The 24,502-nt window shown below is 69.0% G+C and carries 26 protein-coding genes and 2 pseudogenes; 18 read left to right on the top strand and 10 right to left on the bottom strand.

The genetic code is table 11. The annotated features are described in order from the left end of the window. Positions 1–26: 26 nt before the first annotated feature. Both OG587_RS02335 and OG587_RS02330 read left to right on the top strand, forming a co-directional pair. Positions 27–1,100 (top strand): scabin-related ADP-ribosyltransferase, encoded by a 1,074-nt coding sequence (locus OG587_RS02335; protein ID WP_329086358.1) that lies wholly within the window; start codon positions 27–29, stop codon positions 1,098–1,100. After that, the gene (locus tag OG587_RS02330) at positions 1,097–1,660 is read left to right on the top strand and encodes a type VII secretion system-associated protein (RefSeq protein ID WP_329086356.1); all 564 of its coding nucleotides are present in this window, start codon (positions 1,097–1,099) and stop codon (positions 1,658–1,660) included. Before OG587_RS02335 ends, OG587_RS02330 begins: the two co-directional genes overlap by 4 nt. Before the next feature lie 39 nt (positions 1,661–1,699). Here the strand turns inward: OG587_RS02330 and OG587_RS02325 are convergent, their stop codons facing one another. Further along, entirely contained in the window at positions 1,700–2,041 is a 342-nt protein-coding gene (locus OG587_RS02325) for a hypothetical protein (protein ID WP_329086355.1), read from the bottom strand. Then, positions 2,038–2,319, bottom strand: a complete 282-nt coding sequence (locus OG587_RS02320) for a hypothetical protein (RefSeq protein ID WP_329086353.1) — start codon at positions 2,317–2,319, stop codon at positions 2,038–2,040. The genes OG587_RS02325 and OG587_RS02320 overlap by 4 nt, the downstream gene beginning before the upstream one ends. Positions 2,320–2,898: 579 nt before the next feature. Between OG587_RS02320 and OG587_RS02315 the strand changes: the two genes are divergently transcribed. The 4 genes from OG587_RS02315 (at position 2,899) to OG587_RS02300 (ending at position 6,421) form a co-directional block, all read left to right on the top strand. Further along, positions 2,899–3,231: a PadR family transcriptional regulator gene (locus tag OG587_RS02315; RefSeq protein WP_329086352.1), complete on the top strand. Its 333-nt coding sequence runs from the start codon at positions 2,899–2,901 to the stop codon at positions 3,229–3,231. Continuing rightward, on the top strand, positions 3,228–4,178 hold the full coding sequence (locus tag OG587_RS02310; protein WP_329086350.1) for a hypothetical protein: 951 nt from the start codon (positions 3,228–3,230) through the stop codon (positions 4,176–4,178). The genes OG587_RS02315 and OG587_RS02310 overlap by 4 nt, the downstream gene beginning before the upstream one ends. 267 nt (positions 4,179–4,445) lie before the next feature. Further along, on the top strand, positions 4,446–5,108 hold the full coding sequence (locus OG587_RS02305; protein ID WP_329086348.1) for an ABC transporter ATP-binding protein: 663 nt from the start codon (positions 4,446–4,448) through the stop codon (positions 5,106–5,108). After that, entirely contained in the window at positions 5,105–6,421 is a 1,317-nt protein-coding gene (locus tag OG587_RS02300; RefSeq protein WP_329086346.1) for an FtsX-like permease family protein, read from the top strand. Before OG587_RS02305 ends, OG587_RS02300 begins: the two co-directional genes overlap by 4 nt. A gap of 222 nt (positions 6,422–6,643) precedes the next feature. Here the strand turns inward: OG587_RS02300 and OG587_RS02295 are convergent, their stop codons facing one another. The 3 genes from OG587_RS02295 to OG587_RS02285 all read right to left on the bottom strand — a co-directional run bounded on the left by OG587_RS02295 (position 6,644) and on the right by OG587_RS02285 (position 10,022). Next, the gene (locus OG587_RS02295; RefSeq protein WP_329086344.1) at positions 6,644–7,870 is read right to left on the bottom strand and encodes a glycosyltransferase; all 1,227 of its coding nucleotides are present in this window, start codon (positions 7,868–7,870) and stop codon (positions 6,644–6,646) included. Between the two features lie 429 nt (positions 7,871–8,299). Then, on the bottom strand, positions 8,300–9,271 hold the full coding sequence (locus OG587_RS02290; RefSeq protein ID WP_329086342.1) for a zinc-binding dehydrogenase: 972 nt from the start codon (positions 9,269–9,271) through the stop codon (positions 8,300–8,302). A 1-nt stretch (position 9,272) separates the two neighbouring features. Next, complete coding sequence (locus OG587_RS02285) at positions 9,273–10,022, bottom strand: ADP-ribosylglycohydrolase family protein (protein ID WP_329093704.1); 750 nt, start codon at positions 10,020–10,022, stop codon at positions 9,273–9,275. A gap of 263 nt (positions 10,023–10,285) precedes the next feature. On the opposite strand from OG587_RS02285, the gene OG587_RS02280 reads away from it, so the two are divergent. The 7 genes from OG587_RS02280 to OG587_RS02250 all read left to right on the top strand — a co-directional run bounded on the left by OG587_RS02280 (position 10,286) and on the right by OG587_RS02250 (position 15,099). After that, positions 10,286–10,627 (top strand): ArsR/SmtB family transcription factor, encoded by a 342-nt coding sequence (locus tag OG587_RS02280; RefSeq protein WP_155354941.1) that lies wholly within the window; start codon positions 10,286–10,288, stop codon positions 10,625–10,627. 3 nt (positions 10,628–10,630) lie between these two features. Further along, positions 10,631–11,137 carry an SRPBCC family protein gene (locus OG587_RS02275; protein WP_329086339.1) on the top strand — a complete coding sequence of 169 codons (507 nt, stop codon included), beginning with the start codon at positions 10,631–10,633 and terminating at the stop codon, positions 11,135–11,137. Then, the gene (locus OG587_RS02270; RefSeq protein ID WP_329086337.1) at positions 11,137–11,796 is read left to right on the top strand and encodes a dihydrofolate reductase family protein; all 660 of its coding nucleotides are present in this window, start codon (positions 11,137–11,139) and stop codon (positions 11,794–11,796) included. The genes OG587_RS02275 and OG587_RS02270 overlap by 1 nt, the downstream gene beginning before the upstream one ends. A 349-nt stretch (positions 11,797–12,145) precedes the next feature. Continuing rightward, on the top strand, positions 12,146–12,277 hold the full coding sequence (locus OG587_RS02265; protein WP_329086326.1) for a hypothetical protein: 132 nt from the start codon (positions 12,146–12,148) through the stop codon (positions 12,275–12,277). Between the two features lie 137 nt (positions 12,278–12,414). Then, positions 12,415–13,059 carry an urea carboxylase-associated family protein gene (locus OG587_RS02260; protein WP_329086336.1) on the top strand — a complete coding sequence of 215 codons (645 nt, stop codon included), beginning with the start codon at positions 12,415–12,417 and terminating at the stop codon, positions 13,057–13,059. 7 nt (positions 13,060–13,066) lie between these two features. Beyond that, the gene (locus OG587_RS02255) at positions 13,067–14,224 is read left to right on the top strand and encodes an NADH:flavin oxidoreductase (protein ID WP_329086334.1); all 1,158 of its coding nucleotides are present in this window, start codon (positions 13,067–13,069) and stop codon (positions 14,222–14,224) included. An 8-nt stretch (positions 14,225–14,232) separates the two neighbouring features. Beyond that, complete coding sequence (locus OG587_RS02250; protein WP_329086332.1) at positions 14,233–15,099, top strand: polysaccharide deacetylase family protein; 867 nt, start codon at positions 14,233–14,235, stop codon at positions 15,097–15,099. Positions 15,100–15,137: 38 nt separating this feature from the next. On the opposite strand, the gene OG587_RS02245 is transcribed toward OG587_RS02250, so the two are convergent. Further along, on the bottom strand, positions 15,138–16,697 hold the full coding sequence (locus OG587_RS02245) for a PucR family transcriptional regulator (RefSeq protein WP_329086330.1): 1,560 nt from the start codon (positions 16,695–16,697) through the stop codon (positions 15,138–15,140). A 115-nt stretch (positions 16,698–16,812) separates the two neighbouring features. Further along, positions 16,813–17,277 (bottom strand): annotated as a pseudogene (locus OG587_RS02240) (transposase); the annotation flags it as partial. 337 nt (positions 17,278–17,614) lie between these two features. Between OG587_RS02240 and OG587_RS02235 the strand changes: the two are divergent. Both OG587_RS02235 and OG587_RS02230 read left to right on the top strand, forming a co-directional pair. Continuing rightward, on the top strand, positions 17,615–19,063 hold the full coding sequence (locus tag OG587_RS02235) for a purine-cytosine permease family protein (protein WP_329086329.1): 1,449 nt from the start codon (positions 17,615–17,617) through the stop codon (positions 19,061–19,063). Further along, on the top strand, positions 19,060–20,043 hold the full coding sequence (locus tag OG587_RS02230; RefSeq protein ID WP_329086327.1) for an asparaginase: 984 nt from the start codon (positions 19,060–19,062) through the stop codon (positions 20,041–20,043). The genes OG587_RS02235 and OG587_RS02230 overlap by 4 nt, the downstream gene beginning before the upstream one ends. 82 nt (positions 20,044–20,125) lie before the next feature. Here OG587_RS02230 and OG587_RS02225 read toward each other — a convergent pair whose 3' ends face one another. The 3 genes and pseudogenes from OG587_RS02225 to OG587_RS02215 all read right to left on the bottom strand — a co-directional run bounded on the left by OG587_RS02225 (position 20,126) and on the right by OG587_RS02215 (position 21,278). Then, positions 20,126–20,257 carry a hypothetical protein gene (locus OG587_RS02225; protein WP_329086326.1) on the bottom strand — a complete coding sequence of 44 codons (132 nt, stop codon included), beginning with the start codon at positions 20,255–20,257 and terminating at the stop codon, positions 20,126–20,128. Positions 20,258–20,299: 42 nt separating this feature from the next. Further along, positions 20,300–20,469, bottom strand: a pseudogene (locus OG587_RS02220) (transposase); the annotation flags it as partial. Between the two features lie 155 nt (positions 20,470–20,624). Further along, positions 20,625–21,278 carry a Pr6Pr family membrane protein gene (locus OG587_RS02215; protein ID WP_329086325.1) on the bottom strand — a complete coding sequence of 218 codons (654 nt, stop codon included), beginning with the start codon at positions 21,276–21,278 and terminating at the stop codon, positions 20,625–20,627. 102 nt (positions 21,279–21,380) lie between these two features. Between OG587_RS02215 and OG587_RS02210 the strand changes: the two genes are divergently transcribed. The 3 genes from OG587_RS02210 (at position 21,381) to OG587_RS02200 (ending at position 24,310) form a co-directional block, all read left to right on the top strand. Next, a complete protein-coding gene (locus OG587_RS02210; protein ID WP_329086324.1) occupies positions 21,381–21,506 on the top strand; it encodes an imine reductase family protein in 126 nt (41 codons plus the stop codon). A gap of 228 nt (positions 21,507–21,734) precedes the next feature. Then, positions 21,735–23,120 (top strand): AAA family ATPase, encoded by a 1,386-nt coding sequence (locus OG587_RS02205; RefSeq protein ID WP_329086322.1) that lies wholly within the window; start codon positions 21,735–21,737, stop codon positions 23,118–23,120. Further along, positions 23,114–24,310 (top strand): tetratricopeptide repeat protein, encoded by a 1,197-nt coding sequence (locus tag OG587_RS02200; RefSeq protein WP_329086321.1) that lies wholly within the window; start codon positions 23,114–23,116, stop codon positions 24,308–24,310. Before OG587_RS02205 ends, OG587_RS02200 begins: the two co-directional genes overlap by 7 nt. The last annotated feature ends 192 nt before the right edge of the window (positions 24,311–24,502 follow it).

Raw genomic sequence — 24,502 nt, 5'->3', positions numbered from 1 at the left:
TAGGGACCCGTGGCGAGGAGGGCATCGTGGCGCTGCAGCCGCCGCCCGAGCTCGCCACGCTGCTCAACCTCGTCGTCTCGTGGCCGCTGATCGACGAGGTCAAGCTGCATGAGGCCGGGACCCAGTGGATCTCCTTCGCGGCGACGGCGGTGCGCGTCTCCTCGACCGCCGCCACGCACGCCGCCCGGACCACCACGCGCAACGACTCCGAGGGGGTCCGGGCGTTCGGCGGCGACTGGCGCGACACCTCGGGCCGCTCCGGCGATGCGATCACCGCCGCGCTGCTCATCGGCGGCGCGCTGCAGCTCTCGGCCGTGATCGTGCTCGCCGTCAAGGTGGCGCTGATCGTCGTCCTTGTCCGGCTAGCCCTGAGCCTGTCGCAGCTGGCCGCGGCCTCGGGGCCCACGGCCGGCGCCTCGCTGGCGGCCGTTCCCGCCGTCGTGGGCGGCGCTCGTACGGCCGCGCGGGAGCTCATCCACAAGATGGTCGACCTGCTGGAACGCAGCGCGCTGCGCTTGTTCGATCGCGCCTCCGTGCTGCTGCGCAAGCCGCCAGGCAGGGTGGGGGCCGGTGCGTTCCCGCCCGGCAAGCGTCCGCCGACGCCCGTGCGCGGCCCCGACAACTACCTCGAAGCGGCGGCCGACAAGAGCGTCGACGTCAAGAGCATCACGCCATACCCCATCTGGCGCCGTGATCGCGAGCCGCTCTACCGCGGCTCGGACAGGTCTCCGGACGTGGTCTTCGAGCAGGGCCTCCATCCGCGCGACCCGTCGATGACCAACCTGTCCGACTACGTGCTCAAGGCCAGGCCGTCCGCCTTCGTCGGGACCAGCACCCGCATGGACATCGACGGCGCGTTCCCGCGCCGCCACGTCTACGAGGTGGACGCCCCCGGCGGGATCGACGTCCAGGAGACCGTACAGAACGCCGCCCATCTGTCCTACGAGCGCGAGATCGCCTTCCCCGGCGGCGTGCACCGGAGGTATGTTTCCGGCGCCTGGCCGCGGGGGGTGCCCAGGACGCCGGAGAACTTCATCCCCAACCCGCACTACAACCCCTACCCGGGCCATCCGGGAGTGCCGTCAGGAGGATCGCCGTGAACGACGCCCCGCCGCCCCCGCCGCCGGTCACCGACGATCTGCGGAGGCAGGCACGGCTGCGCCCGGACTCCTGGATGTACGCGGTCGATCCGTTCTTCGACCCCGAGGGCGAGGTCCCGCCGTACGGCATCGTCGGAGCCTGGCAGGTCGACGGGCGCGGCGAGATCACCGGCGAGTTTCGTCACAACCCCGGCTACCGGCCCTCGCCGGTGGCGCTGGGCCACCCCGAGCCCACCGATCCGCTCGACCGTGTCGTGCAACTCGCCTCGGCCGGCTACGCCGGCGACCTCGACCTCGTCCCGCTGCTGCTGGAGGCGGAGGTGATCGTGGCCGCCGGCCCAGGCGGCGGCGTGCCGGTGTTCGACACGGGCGGGGGCCGGGCGGCGTTCGCCTACACGGCCCAGGCCAACCTGCCGCACGCCCTGCCGGACGGTGCCACGGGCTGGCAGCGCCTGCGCGGCCGCGACCTGGTCGCGCTGCTGCCGCCGGACGTCGGCGTCGTCGTCAACCCCGAAGGGCCGGCGGGCGTTCTCCTCGCTCCCGACGAGCTTCGCCGCTGACGCTTCTCCCAGCCGATCAGCTCCCGGCGGCCCCGGCCATCACAGCCGCTCGATGGCCAATTTGTTCCATGCGGCGTCCTCCAGGTTGCGCTGCTCCGTGTCCCGGTAGTCCGCCTCCATGACGTGCACGTCGTCGCCCGAGGTCACCTGCCGCTCTCCCAGCTCCTCGTACACCTCCAGCGCTTTCCGGGTGACCGCGAGGTAGCCGGCCTTGACCATGCTCCCGGTCTCCTCGCCCCAGAGGTCGCCCTCACCTTCGAGATGGGCGCGCAACGCTCCCACCGCCTCCAGCCAGGTCGTGCCGGTCTCAACCAGCCCCGCGCCGGTGCCGCGCAGGTCGGCGTGGGAGACATCTATCCCCTGGTCGAAGCGCCCGTTCACCGCTCCTCCAGCCGCCGTACGACCAGCTCGACCCCGTCGGCGAACTCGTCCATCCGCCGCATCACGTCGGCGTGCACGCCGCCCAGCGTCTTGGCGAGCTCCTGTGGATCCGTCAGCTCAGCCGCCTCCAGCCCCGGTACGCCCGCCCGCAGGTCGTCCAGCGCGGCGTTGACCGCCAGGAGGATCTCCTGTGCGAGGTTCTCCGATGCCATCCGCATGACCCGGGGGTTGAGGTGCAGCTCGTGCAACCGCCCGTCCTGCCCGGCGACGGCCCGCACCTGCCCGCCGCCTCGCCGCTGCCCTGGACGGCGGCGTCCGCGCGCGGCTCCGCCGTCCGCGCGAGTCCTTGGACGGCCTCTGCCAGCATCTCGCCGATGCGCTGCCCGTTTTCGTGCATAGTCACCTTTATCGCACGCCCGCAGCAGCGCACCATCCCACTGGCCGCGTTCAATGCGGCCCAGCGGTTCCCCCAACCTGCGCCCGAAGTCCTCGCGGCGTCTCTGACCTGCATGTCCGTCGAAATTCGCCGATACTGCTCTTCGACGGCGGCCGGTTGTGCCCGTAGTTCGTCCGCCTGCTGCCGTGCGGTCGCCTCGGCTTGGGCCACGCGTTCCAACAGTGACATCACCATCGTCTCCCACGGGAGAAGCAGTCATACCCGCCTGCCGCACTCACGCCATGCAGCCGGCAACTCCACACTGTAAACGGCGTGGTATTGGCAGTCACTAACGCATTCAAGGTCCGTCCGCGGCCATCAACGTTGACGCCTGCCGAGCCGAACGGCCCGGTATCGAAACGATCACACTGACTTAGGGTGTCCAATTTCAATATATAGATGATCAGTATATATTGATCACATGAGGCAGATGCAGGAGCCTACCTTTCTGATCCTGACCGCGCTCGCCGCCGGTCCACAGCATGGGTACGGCGTCATCACTGATGTGGAACGTATCTCCGGCGGTCAGGTTCGCCTGCGCGCCGGTACCCTGTACGCCGCTTTCGACCGCCTCCAGGAAGAGGGCCTCATCGCCGAGGACCGGGAGGAGATCGTGGACGGCAGGGTGCGGCGTTACTACAGGCTGACCGGCGACGGCGCGGCCAGGCTGGCGGCGGAGGCCGAGCGGATGCGCCGGCACGCGCGAGCGGCCACCGTGCGCCTACACGCCGCGGGCCTGGGAGGTACGGCATGAGCCCGCTCGAAGCCCGTTACCGGCGCTTCCTGGCCTGCTATCCGCGCGAGCACCGGGCGCGGCACGAGGAGGAGATGATCAGTGTGCTGCTTGCGGGGGCGCGGCCGGGTCAGACCCGCCCGGCTCCGGCAGACGCGGCCGATTTGCTGTGGGGTGCGCTGCGTGTGCACGGTCGGCGGGCCTTCGGGCCGGTCTCCGCGCCCGTCTGGCGGGACGGGCTGGCCGTCGCCCTGGCGCTGTGGCCGTTCTTGATTCTGGCCAGCGTGCTGGCGACCGAGTTCGTGCTGGCGGCCGGGTCCCTGCAGATCCGCGGCGTCGCCGCCGTGCTGGAGCGACCGACCTGGATCCCGTTCGTGCCCGAGACGGTCGTCGTCGCGGCCGTGCCCGTGCTGGCCGTACTCCTCGGCCGCTGGTGGATCGCCGTGCTCGGCGCAGTCGCGTTCGCGCTCTATCTCTACTGGGTCGGTCACCCGTACCTGCTGGAGCTGGACGCGCTGATGTTCCCGAGCCCCGGCCCCGTCCTGCTGGCCGAGGTGTCCGCGGTCATCATCGCCTTCATCCCCGCGGCGCACCGTGCGATCACGCTCATCCCTTGGCGCGCCTTCCTGTTGTGGGGGCCGCTCGCGCTGGCAGGACTGACTGCCAGTAAGGCCATTGTGCGCTGGGTGAACGTGATGGTCCACCACGACATCGTGACCTGGGCACCCGTGCCATGGCTGGTCGTGGTGGCGCTGGCGGCCGGATACGCGTGCCGATCGGTCGTGGGGCGACGGGCGGCGTTGCTCCTGTTCCTGCCCGCGGCAGTCCTCGGCGACCTCGGAGACCTGCCGTTCGTATCCACCTCCGCGGCCCTCGCACAGATCGGCTGCACGGCCCTGGCCTTCGCCGCCGCGGCTGCCTTGACCTGGCGCCGGAGCGGTCCGATCGTTTCGGCAACTGATCACTGAGGTGATCTAAGGACCTTCACGCCACGCAGCCGGCAACTCCACACTGTGAACGGCATGGTACTGGCAGTCATTGGCACACTTCAAGATCCTTGCGAACGGGTCAAGAAGGGGTCCCAACCGCGCTCTCAGGGTTGGGGGCGTCAGGGACCAATCGGGGTGATGCCTGATGGACGATGACGGACGCATTGCGGCACGCTACTGATCATGAATGATCATGCGGTCCTCCTTGAGGGAGTGACCAGGACGTATGGGAAAGGTGCTACCGAGGTGGCGGCGCTTGGCCAGGTCAGCGTCGGGTTCCCGCGCGGCAGTTTCACGGCCGTGATGGGCCCGTCGGGATCGGGGAAGAGCACACTGCTGCAGTGCGCGTCGGGGCTTGACCGGCCGGATTCTGGCGTGGTTCGCATCGCCGAGCAGGACATCACCCGCTTGGGGGAGAAGCAACTGGCGGTGCTGCGCCGCGACCGGATCGGCGTCATCTTCCAGGCCTTCAACCTGGTGCCGTCGCTGACCGCCTGGCAGAACGTGATCCTGCCCAGCAGGCTGGCCAGGCGGCGGCCCGACCCGTCACGCGTGCGGGAGTTGCTGCACCGGGTCGGTCTGGCCGGGCGGGAGGGACATCGCCCGGCGCAGCTGTCCGGTGGACAGCAGCAGCGGGTGGCGATCGCCCGTGCCCTGCTCGGCAGGCCGGAAGTGCTGTTCGCCGACGAGCCGACAGGGGCGCTGGACCGCCGCACCGGGCACGAGGTGCTGGCATTGCTGCGGGAGGCGGTCGATGAGTTCGGCCAGACGGTGGTGATGGTCACGCACGATCCGGAGGCGGCGGCCCGGGCGGACAGCGTGCTGTTCCTGACAGACGGGCGGATCGTCGACGTCCTGGAGAGGCCCTCGGTCGACCAGATCGGCATGCGGCTGGGCGGCCACCGGTGACACTCGTACTCGCCTGGAACAACGTCCGGACCAATCGGATGGGCTTCGCCGCCTCGTTCGCGGCGGTGCTCTTGGCCGTGATGCTGGTGGGTGGCAGTGGCCTGGTGGTCGCCGGCGCCGGAACGCGCGACGAGCTGAACGGCGTCATGGGGTTGCTGGTGCTGTCGGCCGCGGTGTCGGGGTTCGTGTCGGTCTTCGTGATCGCGGGCATCCTGAGCTTGCACGTGCTGCGGCAGCGCAGGACGTGGGCGCTGCTGCGGTCGGTCGGCATGACGCCGCGGCAGGTGAGCAGGCTCATCACGGCGGAGGCGTTGGTGGTGGCCGTGCTGGCGAGCGCGGCGGGTTGCGTGCTGGCCGTCCCGTACGCCGCGGCGATGGCGGGGTTCATGCGGATGACCGGGTTGGCGCCGGCGGGCGTCCCGGTGGAGGTCACGACGGGGCCGTTCATCCTGGCGCTGGTGGTCGGGGTGGCGGTGACGCTGCTGGCGGCCTGGGCCGCGGCACGCAAGGCGGTAGGCGTGGGACCGCTGGAGGTGCTGCGGGAGAGCGCGGCGCAGCGGCGGCTGCTGCCCTGGCCCAGGGCAGTCGCCGGAGGGGTGGCACTGGCCGGGGGCATCGTGCTGTTGTTCCTGGTGCCGCAGGTGAAAGCGGCGGCCGCGGTGCCGACCGGGCTGGGGGCGACGATGGCGCTCTGCGTGGGCGCGTCCGCGCTGGGCCCCGTCGCGCTGCGCGGGATGGGCGGGCTGCTCGGAGCCGTGGCGGCCCGGCTCGACCCAGGCGCCGGGATGCTGGCCAGGTCCTCGCTGGTCACCCAGCCCCGCCGGGCGATGGCGGTCGCGTCCCCGGTGATGTTGACCATCGCGCTCGCCTGCACCTTCTTGTTCACCGTGGCGACCGGCGACGCGGCGACGGGCGTCACCCGCACCGGGCCGTCGGCGTGGGCGGTCCCGATGCTGGTGGGATCGGCGGTGGCCTACACCGTGATCTCGGTGCTCAACGCGACGGCCATGACGATGGCCGAACGGACCGAGGAGATCCGGCTGCTGCGCACCTTGGGGACCAAGCCGCGGCAGCTCACCAGGATGGTGTGCTGGGAGACGTTGACCGTGACGTGCGCCGGGACGCTGCTTGGAACGGGCATCGCCGCCGCATCGCTCACCGCGCTCGGCAAGGCCGCAACCGGCCGGCCGTGGTTCGCCTACTCCCTGCCACAGTACGCAGGGCTGGTGCTGGTCTGCGCCGTGAGCGGCCTGGTCGGAGCACTGGTCTCCACACGAAAGGCACGACACGGGTCGCTTCGGCCCAACGACTGACCTTGAAGGCGTGATGTCGTCATGGGGTGAGGGTGTGGATGAGTCCGGTTCTGGCCGGGCACCTCATCCGCCGACGCGCCGATCTCCCGGCGCATCACACCGGCGAACGTGTGCCCGCCCACTCAGTCGCAGTGCACCCTGTTCAGTTGCCGCACCCCGGTTGCGACCTGCGCCCGGAGGTCGACGCACCTGCCCGAGGCATAGACGTACACACGCACGTCATCATCCTTCGCGCCAGGCTCCGTCTCGAGGAAACCACGGCCCAGGACGGGCTGATCCGCCGGTTTCACCGGACAGCACATGGTCGACCGCCGCCACGAGCAGTCGCGCTCTGTCGGTGCCGGTGGGCCCCACTCGCATACTGCCGGTCTCCCCGGCCCGGTTGTCCCGATCGATGCGACTCACAATCGCGTCCCCGAATTCTTCCGGTGTCCGCAAGCCGCCCAGGACCTCTTTACAGACATCTTCATCGAGAAAGTCGTCTCTGGCGATGATGGGTAGTCCCGCGAGGGCGGCCTCCCACACCGTGATTCCCTGTGTCTCCGTAACGGAGGCGGTGGCGAAGACATCAACTCGGCGGTAGAGGTCCGACAGCATTCGACGCTCCACGGGGCCCACCACGAGAAGGTTCGCTCCCAAACGCACTTGCGCCGCACGCAGTCGAAGCCACGTTTTCGGGTCTTCGCATGGGCCCACAAGGATGAGAGTCGCTTGTGGCCGGCGCTCTATAACGTGCCTGAACGCCTCAACAAGAAAATCGATTCCCTTCTCCCGGCTCAGACGGCCGACATAGACGATGCGGCTTCCCTTCGAAGTGGCTTCGATGGACTCGACCAGCTCCTCCGGTGGTGTTTTTCCCCTCAGTTCTGATTCTTCGACGCCGGTGGACAGCACGAAGACAGGCCGCTCGGCTTCCAGGCCCTTCAGGTAGGAAGCGGTTCTGGCGGACGGGGCAACCACCAGATCAGCGGCATCGGCCACGTACGCGAGGATTTCCCGAATAACACCGGACCTACCGGCGCCGGCTACCTTCCTCGTCAAGTTGCGGCATAACCGAACACCTCCTCCCCTCAGGGCGATGTATGCGGGAAGTATGAACAGCCATGCCAGCCGATATTTATTGAGGTAGGACTCGAAATCCGTATGCCAGGAGAGCGCGACAGGTAATTCCAGCCGATGCGATGCGCGCAGGGATGCCACCCCGAGAGAGCCAATGGTCTGAACGGAGATGAAATCCGGTCCAAAAACACGAATAATTCGGGCGATGCTTTCAGCGGAGGTCAGGGAGAGTGGATATCCGTCCAACGGCGTCCTGAACGAAGACACGCACCACCGCTGGGTGCCTATTTCGTCCACCTCGTACTCCGAGCGTCGCCCCGGAAAAACCACTCCCACATCATGGCCGGCGGAAATAAGGCCGTGAATCAGAGAGTCGACGGAGACCGCCACCCCGTCCATTCTCGGCGAAAATGAATCCGTAACGATAAGGACGCGCATTCCAGGCTCCAATTAATGCGAAGCATCCGCGTGTCGCCCCGTCCAGGACGGTAGTCGTCGAGTCTATAATGCGTAAAGGCTGGATCGTGTATTTTTCCCATGCGTATTCGAAACTCTTGGGGCACAAACGGCGGTGTCGGTTCACAGTGAATGGTCTCGCCGACAGGCCGCCCGACAAGGATGCGACGCGTCCACGGACGGCCCCTCAAGTACTCCTCGCGCGGGTTACAAGAACGTGTCCTTGTAGAAAACGTTGGCTTGACGGACACCGACGTTGTTCGAGCGGAAGCCGAAGGCCGGCCGCGGTCGGACCGCCCCGTTGCCCGCGATCACGAGCCGGATCGCCCCCCTGTGGCTCGGCGGGGACATTGTGGGGCACTGTCAGATCAGGAGCAGGGTCTTCCCCAGGGCGCCGCGCGACTCGATCGCGGCGTGCGCGTCCGCGGCGCGTTCCAGTGGGAAAGTCTGCCCGATGATCGGCCGGATCCGGCCCGCCACCGCTTCCGACATCACCCGATCGGCCCACCACCCCATCCGGGGGCCGAAACCGAAGAGCTGCTCGATCCCGATCACCTCGACCCCGCGCCGCCGCGCCCGGACGGGGTCGATCGCCGTGACCTCGCCGCTGGAGGCACCGTGGACGGAGAAGCGGCCGCCGTCCGCCGTCACCTCGAACGCGGCCCGGCCGATCTCCCCACCGACCCCGTCGAACACCACGTCGGGGCCCGCACCGCCGGTCGCCTCGCGTACCCGGCTCGCCCAGTCGGGATCGGAGTAGTCGACCGCGGCCTCCGCGCCCAGGTCGCGAACCAGGTCCAGCTTCCGCGCACCGCGCGCGGCCCCGACGACCCTGGCGCCGGCCGCCTGGGCCAGTTGCACCAGCAGGCTGCCGACACCGCCGCCCGCCGCCTCGACCAGCACCCACTCCCCGGGAAGAATCCGGGCTCCCTCGACCAGGCCCAACGCGGTGCTGCCGTCGGTGTGCAGGGCGACGGCCTCGGGCAGTCCCAGCCCTTCCGGCACCGGGATCAGGTCCTCCACGGCGGCCACAGCACGTTCGGCGAAGCCACCGCTCTCCCCGGTGCCGGCGATGACGCGTCGTCCGGACCAGTCCGGATCCACGTTCTCCCCGAGCGAGCTCACCCGGCCGGCCACCGTAGCGCCCGGCACGTACGGCAGCTCGGGCCTGTCGTGCCACTTGTCGACGCCACGCCGGATCTGCGTCTCGACGAACGTGATGCCCGCGACGGATACGTCGACCACCACCTGGCCGGGTCCGGCGACCGGCTCCGGCGCCTCGCCCGGAACCAGCACCTCGGGACCTCCGAAACGCGTGACCCTTACAACTCGCATGTCAGCCGCTCTCCCATACCTGACTGTCCGACACCGGCGCGGAGCAGTCTCCAACCTCAACCCCGATCGAGGTCAAGCGGCCGGGAGCCACGTCCGCCCGAACCCGCTCTCGACCTGCCCCAACACCCCCGGGGAGCGGAGATGACGCCCGGGAGCCGGGGAAATGGGGATGGACGGCGGCGAGGGTCTGCGAGAGCTCCTTCAAGGGGTCCGCGCCGCTTAGGGCGAGGCGCACCAGGTCGTGAAAGATCGCCGTGCCTTCCCAGGCTGCGGGGTCGCCGTGGGTGAGAGCGGCGATGCGGCGGGCGGCGTCCATGGTGGCCTGCCGCCCGTCGGCGGCGAAGTAGACCGCAGAGGGGGTGGCCCGCATCAGTGAGCCGTTTCCTGCGGCGCGGTGGCTGGTGCGGTAGTGAGCGGTGGCGGCCTGGTCCCAGGGCAGGCCGCGGGTCAGAACGTCCTCGGTCCGCGGTCCGATGTCCTTGGGGTCGTCGGCCGCCCAGCGTTGGAAGCGGGTGAAGATGTCGGGCAGGTTCAGGCCGCCGTACTCCAGCAGAGACTCGGCCACATGGATGGCCATCTGTGTGTCGTCGGTGGCCTCCCCGGTGTCCCAGCCGCCGCCCCCGCACATCTCGACTCCGGCGTCAGGTGTCGGAAAGCGAGTGGAGAACGCGCCCGGTGAGCCGAACTCGAAAGGGGCGCCCAGAGCATCGCCCACCGCCGAGCCGACGACCGCCCCGGCGACACGCTCCATGTGATCCACAACGGCAGGCTACCGAGCTGCCGCGGCGCGAAATCTTCGTGGCCGACAGGGAGAACCAATCCGTAGAGGGCTGAGCGGAGTCAGCCAAAAAGTCAGCGACCCCACTGGCACGAGGGCGCGGCCGAGATCCTCAGACGGCATCTGACGGCATTCGGCTTTCCGTGGCCGCTGACAAGGGTCACGATCATCATCTGACAAGACCCGCCTGATTCCTCCGGCTTGACGCATACCGATATGGGCATATGATGGCGCCCATGGCACGAGCAGCGACGACGTCGGACGTTTTCAACGCGATCGCCGAGCCGCAGCGCCGGGAGATCCTGGCGCTGCTGCGGGCGGGTGAGCGGCCGGTGACCGAGTTGGCCCAGGAGCTGGGGATGACCCAGCCGGGGGCGTCCAAACACCTGCGGGTGCTCCGGGAGGTCGGGCTGGTGCGGGACCGCAAGGCAGGCAAGCAGCGCCTGTACGGCCTTGACGCCCGCGGGCTGCGACCGATCCACGAGTGGACCGGCGGGTTCGAGCGGTTCTGGAACGAGAGCTTCGACCGGCTGGACGCGTACGTGCAGGACCTCAAGCAGGCAAGACAGGAGGAGTGACCGATGGAAGTGACAGGACGGGACGCGCCGGCGCAGTCAGCGACGGCCGACCGCGAGATCGTGATCTCCCGGGTCATCAGTGCCCCACGGGAGCTGGTGTTCGAAGCGTTCACCGAAGTCCGGCACCTGTCGCGATGGTGGGGACCGGAGGGGTTCACCACCACCACGCGGGCGTTCGAGTTCCGCGTCGGCGGGGAGTGGGACTTCGTGATGCACGGCCCGGACGGGACGGACTACCAGGAGTGGATCTCCTGGACCGAGATCGCCCCGCCGGAGCGGATCGCGCTGCTGCACGGTGAGTCCCGCGGCGACCCGAACGCCTTCGAGTCGGTCCTCACGTTCGCGCCCGACGGCGCGGCGACCCGGATCGAGATGCGCACGGTGTTCCCCACCAAGGAGCTGCACGACGAGGCGGTCGAGAAGTACCACGCGATCGAGGGCGGCCGGCAGACCCTGGGCAACCTGGCTGCCTACGTCACCGAGATCGTTCGGAAGGGAGCTGAGGACTGATGGCCGGAAAGGTGTTCTTCAGCGTGTCCATGTCGCTGGACGGCTTCATCGCGCCGGAGTCGCTGGAGGGGTTCATCTCGGCTGAGCGGCAGGACGACCCGCGGCTCCAGCGCTGGGCGGCGCAGTGGATGGAACTGCAGCAGTGGATATTCCCGCAGCGGTTCTTCCGGGAGAACCTGAAGCTCGGCGAAGGCGGCGAGGAAGGGCGCGACAACGACATCGCGCGGGAGACGTTCGAGCGCACCGGCGCGAGCGTGATGGGCAAGCGCATGTTCGACGCCGGCGAGCAGGCGTGGCCGGAGGAGGCGCCGTTCCACACGCCGGTCTTCGTCGTGACGCACGAGAAGCGCGACCCCTGGGAGCGGCCGGGTGGGACCACCTTCCACTTCGTCAACGACGGCATCGAGACCGCGCTCGACCAGGCCCGCGAGGCCGCCGGCGACCGAGACGTCCGCGTCGCGGGCGGCGGCGCGACGATCCTGGAGTACGTGAACGCCGGCCTGATCGACGAGTTCTCGATCGCGCTCTCACCCGTGCTGTTCGGCTCCGGAATCCGCCTGTTCGAGGGCGTGGACGCGGGCCGCGTGGCCCTGGAGCCGGTCCGCGCGGAGCCGACGCAGCGGGTGACCCACCTGACCTACGCAGTCCGGGAGCGGTAACCGTCTCGACCTCAGCGTTTCTCCGCCGAGATCAGCAGCGCGGTGAGATCCTCGACGCTCTGAGAGGCTGGCCGAGTCCGCGAACATGATCGGTCGTTGAACCGGATGTGAGGAAGGGCGAGCGGCCACCGTAGACCGTGCCCGATGGGCTCTGGCAACGCATCGAGCCGTTGCTTCCGACTGCTTCCGACTGCTTCCGACGATCGGACGCCGCTACCGCGACCCCGAGCGCAAGTGGATCGACGATCGTTAAGCATTGTGCGGGATCTTGTCCGTGCTCTACACCGCGATCCCGTGGGAGTTCTTGTCCCAGGAACCGGGCTTCGGCTCGGGCGTGCATCGGTGAGCGGTGGAACAGACGCTCGCCCCGCCGCACTGGTTTCGCCGGTTACGCATCCGCTGGGAGATCCGCGACGACATCCACGAAGCCTTCATGATCCCGGCCTCCGCCATCATCTGCCGGCGCCGCCTCAACCACTGACCACATTCTGTTAGGAGTTCTAAGACACCCTCCTCCTCTACGACTGGTTTCCTTCTAGAGATATCTCCATCGTTTCTCCTGAATGTGGTGGGAAGCTCTATGGCCGGTCCGGCCGGTCCGGTGGTTTGCTGCTGAGCATGGAGTCGACAACGGTTGAGAAACGAGTGGCCGTGCCCGCTCGCGAGGGGCGCGCGGTCACGGTGGCCGCCGGACAGCGGGTGCGCGTGGTCGACCTCGAAGGCGGGCAGGTGGGTGATCTGTTCGCCTTCGGCGCCGACGACGTGACCGAGCATCTCAGTGCCTCGCACACGCGCAGTCATACGAGCCGCCTGTTCCCGGCGGTCGGCGAGCAGTTCGTCACCGATCGCCGCCGCCCCATCCTGACCCTGGTCTCCGACACCTCCCCGGGCTGGCACGACATGCTGATCGCCGCCTGCGATCCGATGCGTTACGCCGCGCTCGGCGTACAGGGGGCTCACGCCTCGTGTGCGGAGAACCTGCGCCGATCCCTTGCCTCGCTGGACCTGGCCGTCGCTTTCACCCCCCAGCCGGTCAACGTGTTCATGCGAATCCCGGTGCGGGAGTCGGGAGAGCTGCGCTGGCTGCCCGCCACCAGCCGACCGGGCGACGCGATCACCTTCGAGGCGGCCATGGACTGTGTGGTGGTGGTCTCCGCATGCCCCCAGGACCTGATCGAGATCAACGGGAGCGGCCCGACGTCGCTGGCAGTCAACGTGCTGCCCACCGGGAACACCCCGGCCGTCACGAAGTTCAAGGAGTAAGGACATCATGAGCATTTCCACCCCCGGTGTGAGGCACCCGTCGCTGGAGCCGGGACGGATCGGGGATCTGGAGCTGGCCAACCGGCTCGCGGTCTCGCCCATGACCAGGGTCTCGGCCACCCCGGACGGCACCCCGACCCACAAGATGGCCGACTACTACGCCGAGCTCGCCCGCGGCGGGTTCGGGCTGGTGATCACCGAGGGCACCTACACCGACACCGTCTACAGCCAGGGGTATCTCAACCAGCCGGGAATCGTGTCGGAGGCGCACGTGGCGGCCTGGCGGGAGACCACCGACCGGGTACACGCCGCGGGGTCGCCCATCGTGCTGCAGCTCATGCATGCGGGTGCGCTGTCTCAGGGCAGCCACTACCGGGAGGACACCGCAGGCCCGTCCGCCGTGCCACCGCTCGGGGAGAAGATGCCCGAGTACGGCGGTCACGGAAGGTGGGCGACGCCTCGGGAGATGAACCCGGCCGATATCGAGGAGGCTGTGCGCGGCTTCGTGGCCTCGGCGGTGAACGCGCGCGAGGCCGGGTTCGACGGGGTCGAGGTGCATGGGGCCAACGGCTATCTGCTGGACCAGTTCCTCACCGACTACACCAACCGGCGCGACGATTCCTACGGCGGTCCGATCGCCAATCGGGTCCGCCTGGCCGCGGAGGTGGTGGCGGCCATCCGCGCGGAGGTGGGGTCGTCCTTCTGCGTCGGGATCCGGTTGTCCCAGACCAAGGTCAACGACTTCACTTACCGGTGGCCTGGGAGCGCTCACGATGCGGGGGTCATCTTCACGGCGCTGGCCGACGCGGGCGTGACCTATCTGCACATCGCCAGCGAGGGCCGGGACTGGATTGAGACCGCGAGGCTGGAGGGCGGTGTCACGATCACCGGCCTGGCCCGCCGGGTGAGCGGCCTTCCGGTGATCGCCAACGGCGGTATGCACGAGCCGGCGCAGGCGGCTCAGGTGCTGGCCGACGGGCACGCGGATGTCCTGTCGGTCGGCCGGTGGGCGCTGGCCAACCCTGACCTTCCCCGTCGCCTGGCCGAGGGGGCGGCGCTGGAGGACTTCGACCACATGATGTTGCAGCCCATGGCGACGCTGGACAACGCGCGCCGGTGGCGGGCGGCAGGGGTTCGGGGCCGGGGTCTGAGTCCGCGAGCATGATGGTGGACATGAGCGAGACCTGGCACGGCGGGGCCGCCGCCGTCGTGACGTTGACCTTCGACGTGGATGCGGAGACGCCGATCCTCGCGCAGGGCCGCGACTACGCCCGGCACGCGAGCACGATGTCGCATCAGGCCTACGGGCCGGATGTGGGGCTGCCCCGCATTCTGGACCTGCTCGACGAGCTCGGGGTCCCCGCGACGTTCTTCGTGCCGGGCTGGGTGGCCGAGCATCGTCCGGGCCTGGCGGGGTCGATCGTCGAGCGGGGACACGAGGTGGCGCACCATTCATACAGTCACCGGCCGCCTACGTCGATGACCCCGCAGGAGGAGCGGGCGGACTTCGTGCGGGCGCTTGAGGTGTTCACCGACCAGGGCATCGAGATCGCCGGGCACCGGGCGGCACTGTGGGAGGCGACCTGGCAGACCGCCGGACTCGTCGCCGAGTACGGGTTGCTCTACGACTCGTCGCTGATGGGCGACGACCGGCCATATCGGATCTCCGCCGGATCCGGCGAGATCGTCGAGCTGCCCGTGCACTGGTCGCTGGACGACTGGGAGCAGTACGCCTACCTTCCCGCGCCGCACATCGGGTCGGTCATCGAGTCGCCGACGAAGGTGCTGGAGTTGTGGCGGGCGGAGCTGGACGGCATGCGGTACTACCGGTGCCTGTTCAACCTGTGCGTGCACCCCTTCCTGTCGGGCCGTCCCGGCCGGGCTCAGGCGCTGCGCCGGTTCATCGAGTACGCGCTCACGTGCGGGGACGTGCGGTTCGCTCGCTGCCGCGACGTCGCCGAGGCGGCAGCGGCCGACCCGGGGGTTGCCACGCGCCCGCACCGGGCGCCGGCGGTGGATCCAGAGGTCTATCCCGCATAGCATCAACGGGAGCCCGCTCATGGACCCTCCCGTCGGGGTCAGCCCATCGCGTCGGCTTCAAGGGCGAGGAACAGATCCACCCGATCCTCGGTACGGCTCACGTCCCGGCCGGTCAATTCGATGATCTTGGTCAGCCGGTTCCGCAGCGTGTTGACGTGGATGTGCAGGGAGGCAGCGGTCGCGGCCCAGTGCCCGTCGTAGTCCAGAAAGGCACGCAACGTCGCCTCCAACTCCCCGCCGCGCCTGGCGTCGTGCTCGCGTATCGGCACGAGCACGACGTCGGCGAAGCCGCGCAGCGCTCCTGCGTCCTGCAGTCCGAGAAGCAACCGGTGCGTGCCCAGCTCGGCGAAGGTCCGCACCACGGCCCCGCTGCGGCTGCGGCGCAGCACCCGGCACGTCTCCCGGGACCGCATCAGGGGTTCTCGCAGACCGGCGGAGTCGGCGGCGACGCCGCCGAGACCCACCACGGGGCGGCGGCCGGGGAATCGTCGCGCCACGGTCTCGGCCAGCCGCTCCGTCAGTGACGCCAGCCCGTCTTCCGGGTATCGCCAGGACAGCACCGTCACCACGTCCTGGGTACCGCCCGCCACGACGACCGAAATCCCCTCGGTCACGAAGAACTCCCCGACCACCTCGGCGAGACCGGGCAGCGTGGCCGCCTCGCCCTCGGCGAAGGCGATCGCGCACACGGCCAGCGGGCCTCCGGCGTCCACGCCGAACGCTTGCAGCCTGCCAGGGACCTCGGCCGCCCGCCGCCCGCCGGAGAGCACCATTTCCAGCAGTTCGCTGGCGAAACGCAGCTCGATTGCCTGCACCGCCTGCTGCTTGGCCACCTCAAGGCTGAGGAAGCGAGCCGCCTGCTCCAGTGCGTCCTGCTCGATCCGATCGAGAGCGCTGACCGGGCGAAGGCAGATCAGCGCGGCGTCGACATCGCCGACCGCTCCCACCAGGAACAGAGTGGCACGATTGGCGGGCCCCAGCTCCAGCTCCAACGCCGGTGGCCGGCGGGCCAGTCCTCTGGCCACCGCCTGAAGCTGCTCGGTATCGAGACGGGCTCCGGCCTCCGCGAGCAGCCGGCCCATCCGGTCGACCACCGCGAGCGGCAAATCATGATCGCGTCTGAGTACCTGGAGCACACCGGAGGCGCCGGCACCGCGCGAGATCGCCCTGGCCAGTGCGTCGCCCCTGCGCACCATGCCGACCAGCACGCTCTGGCGCTCCTCGGCGTACATGGCGGCGACCATCTCGGAGACGGCGGTGAACGGCACCCTTGGCGAGATCTCCAGCAGCGGCAGGTCCGCCTCCCGGCAGGCGTCCACCAGCTCCCGCGGCGTCGCCGGGGTGGTCGCGAGTAGGCCGAACATGATTCCTGCGGCTCCCGCCCGCTTCATGCTCGCCACGAACTCCGCCGGCGTCACCTGGCCGATCCACAGGCCGTTGGTCAGCACGAGCTCACGCTCGCGCACGTAGTTGGAGGGGTCGGGCAGTTCGGTGGTGTGAATCCATGTCGCCTCCGCCTCCATCGCTCCGGGCGGGCCGGAAACGAGTACTCGCAGCTCCAGGGAGAGGGTCCGCACGAGGGCGCCGAGTGTGAACATCCTGTAAATCTATCCAGCATTTTGCTGAATATCTATAGATTCATCCACTCCCTATTTAGTCACCGCGAGTGCTTATGTGGTGCGCATCACAAGGGAAGGAATCTCAATGATCGTGTCAAGACGCCTGCGTGACCGGCGGGGTGGAGGTGAACATCCTCTTGCCACGCAGCATGGCCCACAGCACATCGACTCGGCGGCGGGCGAGCGCAAGCAGAGCCTGGGTATGCGGCAGCCCCTCGGATCGCTTCTTGAGGTAGGAATCCCGCGAGGGGCCGGGCCTCATCATCGCGGTCTGGGCTGCCAGGTAGAAGATGTGCCGCAAGCGTCGGTTGTAGCGCTTGAGCCGGTGGTAATTGCGGGTCCGGCGGCCGGAGTCCCGGAGCACCGGGGCCAAGCCGGCGTGGGAGGCGAGACGTCCGGCATCGCGGTAGCCGGACAGGTCGCCGACGATGGCGACGAACTCGGCACCCGGGATCGGGCCCATACAAAGCATCGACTCGATGCTCTCGGCGCGCTCGTCGGAGCGGAAGGTCTCGCGGATCTCCCGGTCGTTGTCCTTGATCCGCTCGTCCAGGGCCAGAGGATCTGCGACTCATCGTTGATCACCTTCGTCGGGAACAGCGTCTCACCGTTGTCGTCGACCGCCACCGCCCAGTGATGCCCCTTGCCGGCATCGAGGCCGACCCATATCCGCGCGTGAGACGAACTCAAGCCCATGGCTCCGTTCCACCGTGACCAGCATTTCCGTGGCCCAAGGAACACTCCGCCGACAGGTCCTCAACCAGCGATGACCGCAGTTCTCAATCAGCAGTCGGAGCGTCCCGGACCGGGCGGCCATTCCTTCCGAGCCATCGACGGCAACCACTCATCAGCCGCATCCGGTCCTCCCGGACCGCCTCACACTTTTAGGAAGCCCCATGTCAGCCAATGATCTTGCCGGAAGCGCGGTGCAGGGCACGTCCCGCTTCGACGAGCATGGCATCGAGCCCATTCCCCAGGAGGCCCGCGACTCCACGCCGTGGCAGCAGTTCTGGATCTGGTCGGGGGCCAACATCGCGCCGATCAACTGGGTGCTCGGGGCGCTCGGCGTCACGCTCGGCCTGAGCCTGCTGGAGACCCTGGCTGTGATCGCCATCGGCAACCTCGCCGGGTGCGCGATCTTCGGACTGTTCAATGTCATGGGCCACCGCACCGGCGTGAACCAGATGGTGCTGAGCCGCGCACCGTTCGGCCGCAGGGGTGCGATCGTGCCCGGGGTCGTGCAGGGCCTGCTGACCATGGGCTGGGTCGGCGTCAACACCTGGGTCGTGCTCGATCTGGTGCTGGCGGTCCTCGGCCAGATGGGCATCCACGGCGGCACCGGTCTGAAATATCTGGTGGCCGCGGTCATCATGGCGGCTCAGCTGGGACTCGCGCTGTACGGCTTCTACGCCATTCGCACCTTCGAGAAGTACACGGTGCCAATCACTGTACTGGTCATGATGATCATGACGGTGCTCACGCTAGGCCAGTCCGATCCGAACTGGACCGCCGCCACCGCGACCACCCCTGCGGCCAAAATCACCGCCATCACCCAGCTCCTCACCGCCATCGGCATCGGCTGGGGCATCAGCTGGCTGCCGTACTCCGCGGACTACAGCCGCTTCATCAAGGTCCGAGCCTCCGACAAATCCGTGTTCTGGTCGACCGCGCTCGGCACGTACGTGCCGACGGTGTGGCTGGCCGCGCTCGGCGCGTGCCTCGCCAGCGCGGGTAGCGGCACCGACCCCTCCGGCCTGGTGATCGACGCGTTCGGCGTGATGGCGATCCCCGTCCTGATGCTGATCATGCACGGGCCGGTCGCCACCAACATCCTGAACCTGTACTCCTGCTCCCTGGCCGCACTGTCGATCGGCGTACGCGTCAAACGATGGAAGGTGACCCTCATCGCCGGCACGGTGGCATCGGCTGTGCTGTTGGTGTTCGTCCAGGCCGACAGCTTCGCCCATGCCTTCGACCAGTGGATGGTCTCAATCCTGGTATGGATCAGCCCGTGGGCGAGCATCGTGCTGGTGGACTTCTTCATCCTACGCCGGGGCAGAGCGGACGTGCCGTCGCTGTACCGCGACGACGCCTCGCCCTACGGCCCGGTGAACCACAGAGCGCTCATCAGCCTGGGCCTGGGACTGGTTGCCGCGTGGAGCTGGCAGTTCGGAACCGTCCCGGCGACACAGGGACCGATCGCGCGGGCGCTGGGCGACACCGACTTCTCCTGGCTGTCGGGAAGCCTGGTGGCGGGCGGGCTGTACTACCTGTTCGCCATTCGGGGCCGAAGGAAGTCGGCGGGGGTCCAGGACGTGATGCGTGAAGCGGTGTCGCCCCGGTGAGCGCGCGAATCCGCGTCCTGACCACCGGCGGCACGATCGCCTCCCGCCCAGACCGCCGGGGCGGGGTCAGCGTAACGGTCCCCGGCTCCGAACTGGTCATCGGAGCCGGACCGGTCGTGACAACCGAGATCCGCGAAGTGATGCTCGCGCACAGCTTCAACCTCACCCGTGCCGACGTGCTGCGCCTCGCCGGACAGGTACTCGCCGAGCTCCGTGACCCCACCGTGGACGGCGTCGTCGTCACCCACGGCACCGACACCATGGAGGAGACCGCCTACCTGCTCGATCTGCTCCTTTCCCCGGAGCACACCGTGGTGTTCACCGGCGCCCAGCGGCACGCGGCCGAACCGGACGGGGACGGCCCGCGCAACATCGCCGACGCCGTACGGGTGGCCGCCGACCCAGCGGCGCGCGGACTCGGCGCGCTCATCACCATGACTGGGCTCATCCATTCCGCACGGCACGCGACCAAGGCACACACCCTCTCGCCGGAGGCGTTCGCCTCCCCCGGCCACGGGCCGATCGGCGAGGTCTTCGGCGACCGGGTCCGGGTCTCCGCCCGCCCCGTGCGGCCCTGCGGATTCGACCTGACCGAACTGGGCGACTTGGCGGCACGGGTGGACATCGTGCCGGTCTACCTGGACGCTGACGGTGTGCAGGTCGCGGCGTGCAGGGCCGCGGGCGCCCGCGGCCTCGTCCTGGAGGCGATGGGCGCGGGGAATCCCACTCCCGGGGTGCTCCGCGAGATCCGCTCATGCGTCGCCGACGGCATCGCCGTACTCGTCACCTCCCGCTGTCGGCAGGGACCGGTGACCCCGGTGTACGGTGTGGGCGGTGGCGTCGACCTCGCCGAGGCGGGCGCCGTGTTCGCCGGATCGTTGCGCGCGCCCAAGGCCCGGATCCTGCTCGCGGCGGCCCTCGCGGCCGAGTCACGGACCGAGAGGGCTCTGGCCCGGCTACGGCCGCACCTCGACCTCTGAAACGGGGTTGGCGATGAGATTAATCTTGGTATCCGATCCCAGGTCGGAGCCCTGCTCGCTTAGAACTCCTAACAGAATGTGGTCAGTGGTTGAGGCGGCGCCGGCAGATGATGGCGGAGGCCGGGATCATGAAGGCTTCGTGGATGTCGTCGCGGATCTCCCAGCGGATGCGTAACCGGCGAAACCAGTGCGGCGGGGCGAGCGTCTGTTCCACCGCTCACCGATGCACGCCCGAGCCGAAGCCCGGTTCCTGGGACAAGAACTCCCACGGGATCGCGGTGTAGAGCACGGACAAGATCCCGCACAATGCTTGACGATCGTCGATCCACTTGCGCTCGGGGTCGCGGTAGCGGCGTCCGATCGTCGGAAGCAGTCGGAAGCAGTCGGAAGCAACGGCTCGATGCGTTGCCAGAGCCCATCGGGCACGGTCTACGGTGGCCGCTCGCCCTTCCTCACATCCGGTTCAACGACCGATCATGTTCGCGGACTCGGCCAGCCTCATTCTGTTAGGAGTTCTTATTTGGTACTTCTTCTCGCCGTCGTAGCCCCTTGCGCTGTGGGGCGAGAGACGGATTGTCGTTTCAGGGGTTTCCGGGGGATGAAGATATGGAGACTGTGGCCGTACGACCGGCATGGTTGACCAAGCGGTGCAGGGCGATCAACCCATAGCCGAGCAGTACGAAGCAGACGGCCAGCGCCAGCGCCATGAGCGCCACCCCGCCGTACCCGAATGTGTCCACATCCAGAAACGGATAGGGATACCGCTTCCACGCATCTGGAGGCAGCAGGGCACCTCTGACCAGGGCAAAGGTCAGATAGGCCATCGGATAGACCAGCCAGGTGAGAGCGGCCGCCCATTTCGGCCGAGAAGCGATCCGATCGAAGAACAGCCAGTCGATCACGGCCATGACGGGCGTCACGTAGTGGAGAAGGAAGTTGCCCAGACCGTGACCGTGAAGGGAGAGGTGCTCGAGGGGGCTGGCTCCGCGCATGCGCAGAAAGTGCCAGACCAGCCCAGTGATCACGATGTAGAGCGTCACCGCCCCCTTAAGCTCAGCAGGAGGGCGCCGCCTGCTGACCACCTGCCAGGAATAGAACCCCGTGAGCAGCAGATTGCTCTGCACGGTGAAGAGCACGAGCGGGTTCAGCGGGCTGCCGAGGGCCATCCAGGTATGGATCAGGCCGACCACCGCAGCCAGGATCAGCATCAAGCGGTACACCGTCACCCAGATCATGGGGATCAGGGTCGCACAGGACGCATCACACCGACCAACAGTTCGCCGATCGCTGGAACGCCGAAAGCAAAGGCCGGACCCTGGCCGCGATCGAGTCGACCTTTGTGTTCCTTCCCGGCCGAGGTGTCGGCCCTGGAGACCGACGCGCGGGCGATGGCACACCTGATCGAGGAGAGCGAGGCGGTGGGTGTCGACGCCGAACTGGCCGGACAGCCCGTTGCGTACTGACCGGTGTCGCCTATGAGGCGCCTGTCGCGTACACCCGGGCCAGGCAGGCCGAAAAGGGCTATACCCATATCGATGCCCCAAGGACGTGGAGCCGGCGGCCCGCACCGACCAGGTACTGAGCGGTGGTACGCGCGACAAAAGCTGACGTCCAGACCACCGCCTGAGTCCGATTTCGGTAGTTTGACTAGTTCCGAACCACCGATATCGCAACAGAAGGGATCGGGCAACGTGGTCAACGACCCCGGTTTGAAGGCGCTAGGCGAGGCCGCTCGCCTCTCCCCGGACAACCTGCCCCTGCGCCGGCACCTGGCCGAGCAGCTACTGAACAACGGGTATCTGGCCGACGCGGAGGCCGAGTTCCGCGCCGCGCTCGTGCTCGCGCCCAAGGATCCGGACATCACGGCCGGGCTGGCCGAGGCATTCGTCCGGCAGAGCTCGCACGGGGAGGCGCTGTCCGCGCTGGAGCCGCTGCTCGCCGTGGACGGATACCCGCCGCGCGTGGGGGTGCTGGCGGCCCGTGCCCTGCTGGGCGAGGGGAGCGTGCACAAGGCGGCCTACCGCTACCACGAGGCGGTCTCGCGTGACCCGTCCGTCGCGGACGCCGACCTGGCGGCCCGCCTGGTGATCCCGCTGCCTGCCGACACCGCGCCACCCGCGCCACCCGCGTCGCCCGCGCCGCCCCAGCCCGCCGGGACCGCGTACATGGGGCCTTCCTCGGCCACCCACGAGCAGTCCACCGCGGAGGTCGAGCGGTCGGCCGCCAGTTTCGCCGACGTCGCCGGGATGGACGAGGTCAAGGAGGCGCTCCGGGTCAAGCTGCTGCTGCCCGTCCAGCAGCCCGAGCTGTTCGCCGCCTTCGGCAAGCGCGCCGGCGGCGGCGTCCTGCTGTACGGGCCGCCGGGAGTCGGGAAGACGCACCTGGCCAGGGCCGCCGCCGGCGAGCTCGGCGCGGCGTTCGTGAGCGTCGGGCTGGCCGACATCCTCGACATGTACGTCGGCTCCAGCGAGCGGAATCTGCGCGCCACGTTCGACCTGGCCCGCCGCCACCGGCCCTGCGTGCTGTTCTTCGACGAGGTGGACGCGCTGGCAGCGCGCCGCTCCGACATGCGGCAAACGCACAGCCGGCAGCTTGTCAACCAGTTCCTGTCGGAGCTGGACGGTGTCGACCAGAGCGCGAACGAGGGCGTCCTGGTGCTCGCCGCCACGAACGCGCCCTGGTACATCGACGTGGCGTTCCGCCGTCCGGGCCGGTTCGACCAGCTCGTCTTCGTACCGCCGCCGGACGCGGAGGCGCGCGCGGCGATCCTGCGCATCCTGTGCCGCGACAAGCCGCTGGAGGAGGTCGACTTCGGCGCGGTGGCCAAGGTCACCGACCAGTTCGTCGGCGCCGACCTCAAGGGCCTGGTGGACCGGGCGGTCGAGGTCAAGCTGCATGAGTCGATCCGCGCGGGCCGGACGATCCCGCTGTCCACCCGCGACCTGCTGGCCGCGGCCAAGGCGGCCAGGCCCACGGCGGTGCGCGAGTGGATGGCCACCGCGCGCAACTACGTGATGCACGCCAACGAGTCGGGCGCCTGGGACGAGCTCATGCCCTGGATCCAGCGCAAATGGTGAAGACAGGCGACCCATTGGCGCGGGCACGGCTGTTACTGCAGATGAGCCGCCCCGTGGACGCCGAGCGCGAGCTGCGCGGCGTCCTCACCGAGCAGCCCCAGCACGTCGGCGCGCACGCGCTGCTGGGCTTGGCGCTGGTCCAGCAGGGCCGTACGGGCGAGGCACTGGAGGAGTCGCGCGAAGCGGTGGGGCTCGCGCCCGACGACTGGATGCCGCACTACCTGTCCGGCCAGGTGCACTACCGGGCGGGGCTGATCGAGGAGGCCGCCCGCGCGACCGCCGCCGGCCTCGCCCTCCAGCCCGAGTACGCCCCTTCCTGGGAGCTGCTGGCGCGCGTGCACATGATGCGGCGCAACTGGGCCCAGATGGCCGAGTGCGCCGGCCGCGGCCTCGGGCTGGAGCCTCAGGACGCCGACCTGGCCGCCCTGCTGGCGATCGCGCTGACCATGCTCGGCCGGCACGAGCAGGCCAGGGCCGCCGCCGCCCAGGCCGTGGGCAACGACCCGGAGAGCACGCGGGCGCACTGGGCCCACGGCCGCGCCGCGCTGGCCGCCGGTGACCCGAGGGCCGCCGCCGAGTCCTTCCGCGAGGTGCTCCGCCTGGATCCGGGCTTCGAAGCGGCCAGGGACTATCTGGTGTTCGCGCTGAAGGAGCGCAATCCGGTCCACCGGACGCTGTCGCGGCTGCGGCGGCGGTTCGTGGGCGGCTGGAGGCTGGTGTTCCTGCTGCCCGCGCTGCCACCGGTCATCCTGGTGTTCGTGATCATCGCGCTGCTGCACTGGGCGGCGTGGATCGCCGAGTCCTGGACCACGCTCCGCCTGGCCAGGGCCAGGGCCACCCGGCTGCTGTTCGAGGGCGCCGCGGCCCGGGTGTCCATGCTCTGCCTGGGCCTGTTGGGGGTGGGCGCGCCCCTGCTCGGCCTGGGTGTCGGGCTCGGTCAGGAGGGGCTCGGGTTGGCCGGGGCGGCGACCATGGCGCTGATCACCCCCGTCCAGGAGGCCGCCCACACCGGTTCCCCGGCCGGGCGGCGCGTCCTGTACGGCTGGGCGATCCTCCTCGCGCTGGCGGCCCTCGGCGCGGTGGTCACCTCCGTCTTCCCTCCGGCCCTCCTCGTGACCTACGCCGCGCTGGCCACGATCTGGATCGCGGCGGGCGTACGGAAGATCTTCCGCCCCCGTGGGGAGGTCTAGGACGCGACCGGCTTCGCGGGCCACCGCTCGTGCACCCGCCGTACCTCCCGCTCCACCTCGCCCGGCCACCACCGCCTCCAGATCGCCGCGGTGCACCGCGGCGGGCGGATCCGCTCCCGCTGTAACGCGCTGTTGACCGCCGGAACCGAGGTGTCGAGCGGTTCGGCGATTTCTCCGGCCGCGTACCCGAGG

Source organism: Streptosporangium sp. NBC_01469, assembly GCF_036227305.1.
Classification (GTDB): Bacteria; Actinomycetota; Actinomycetes; order Streptosporangiales; family Streptosporangiaceae; genus Streptosporangium.
This window is presented reverse-complemented; position numbering and strand designations above follow the sequence as displayed.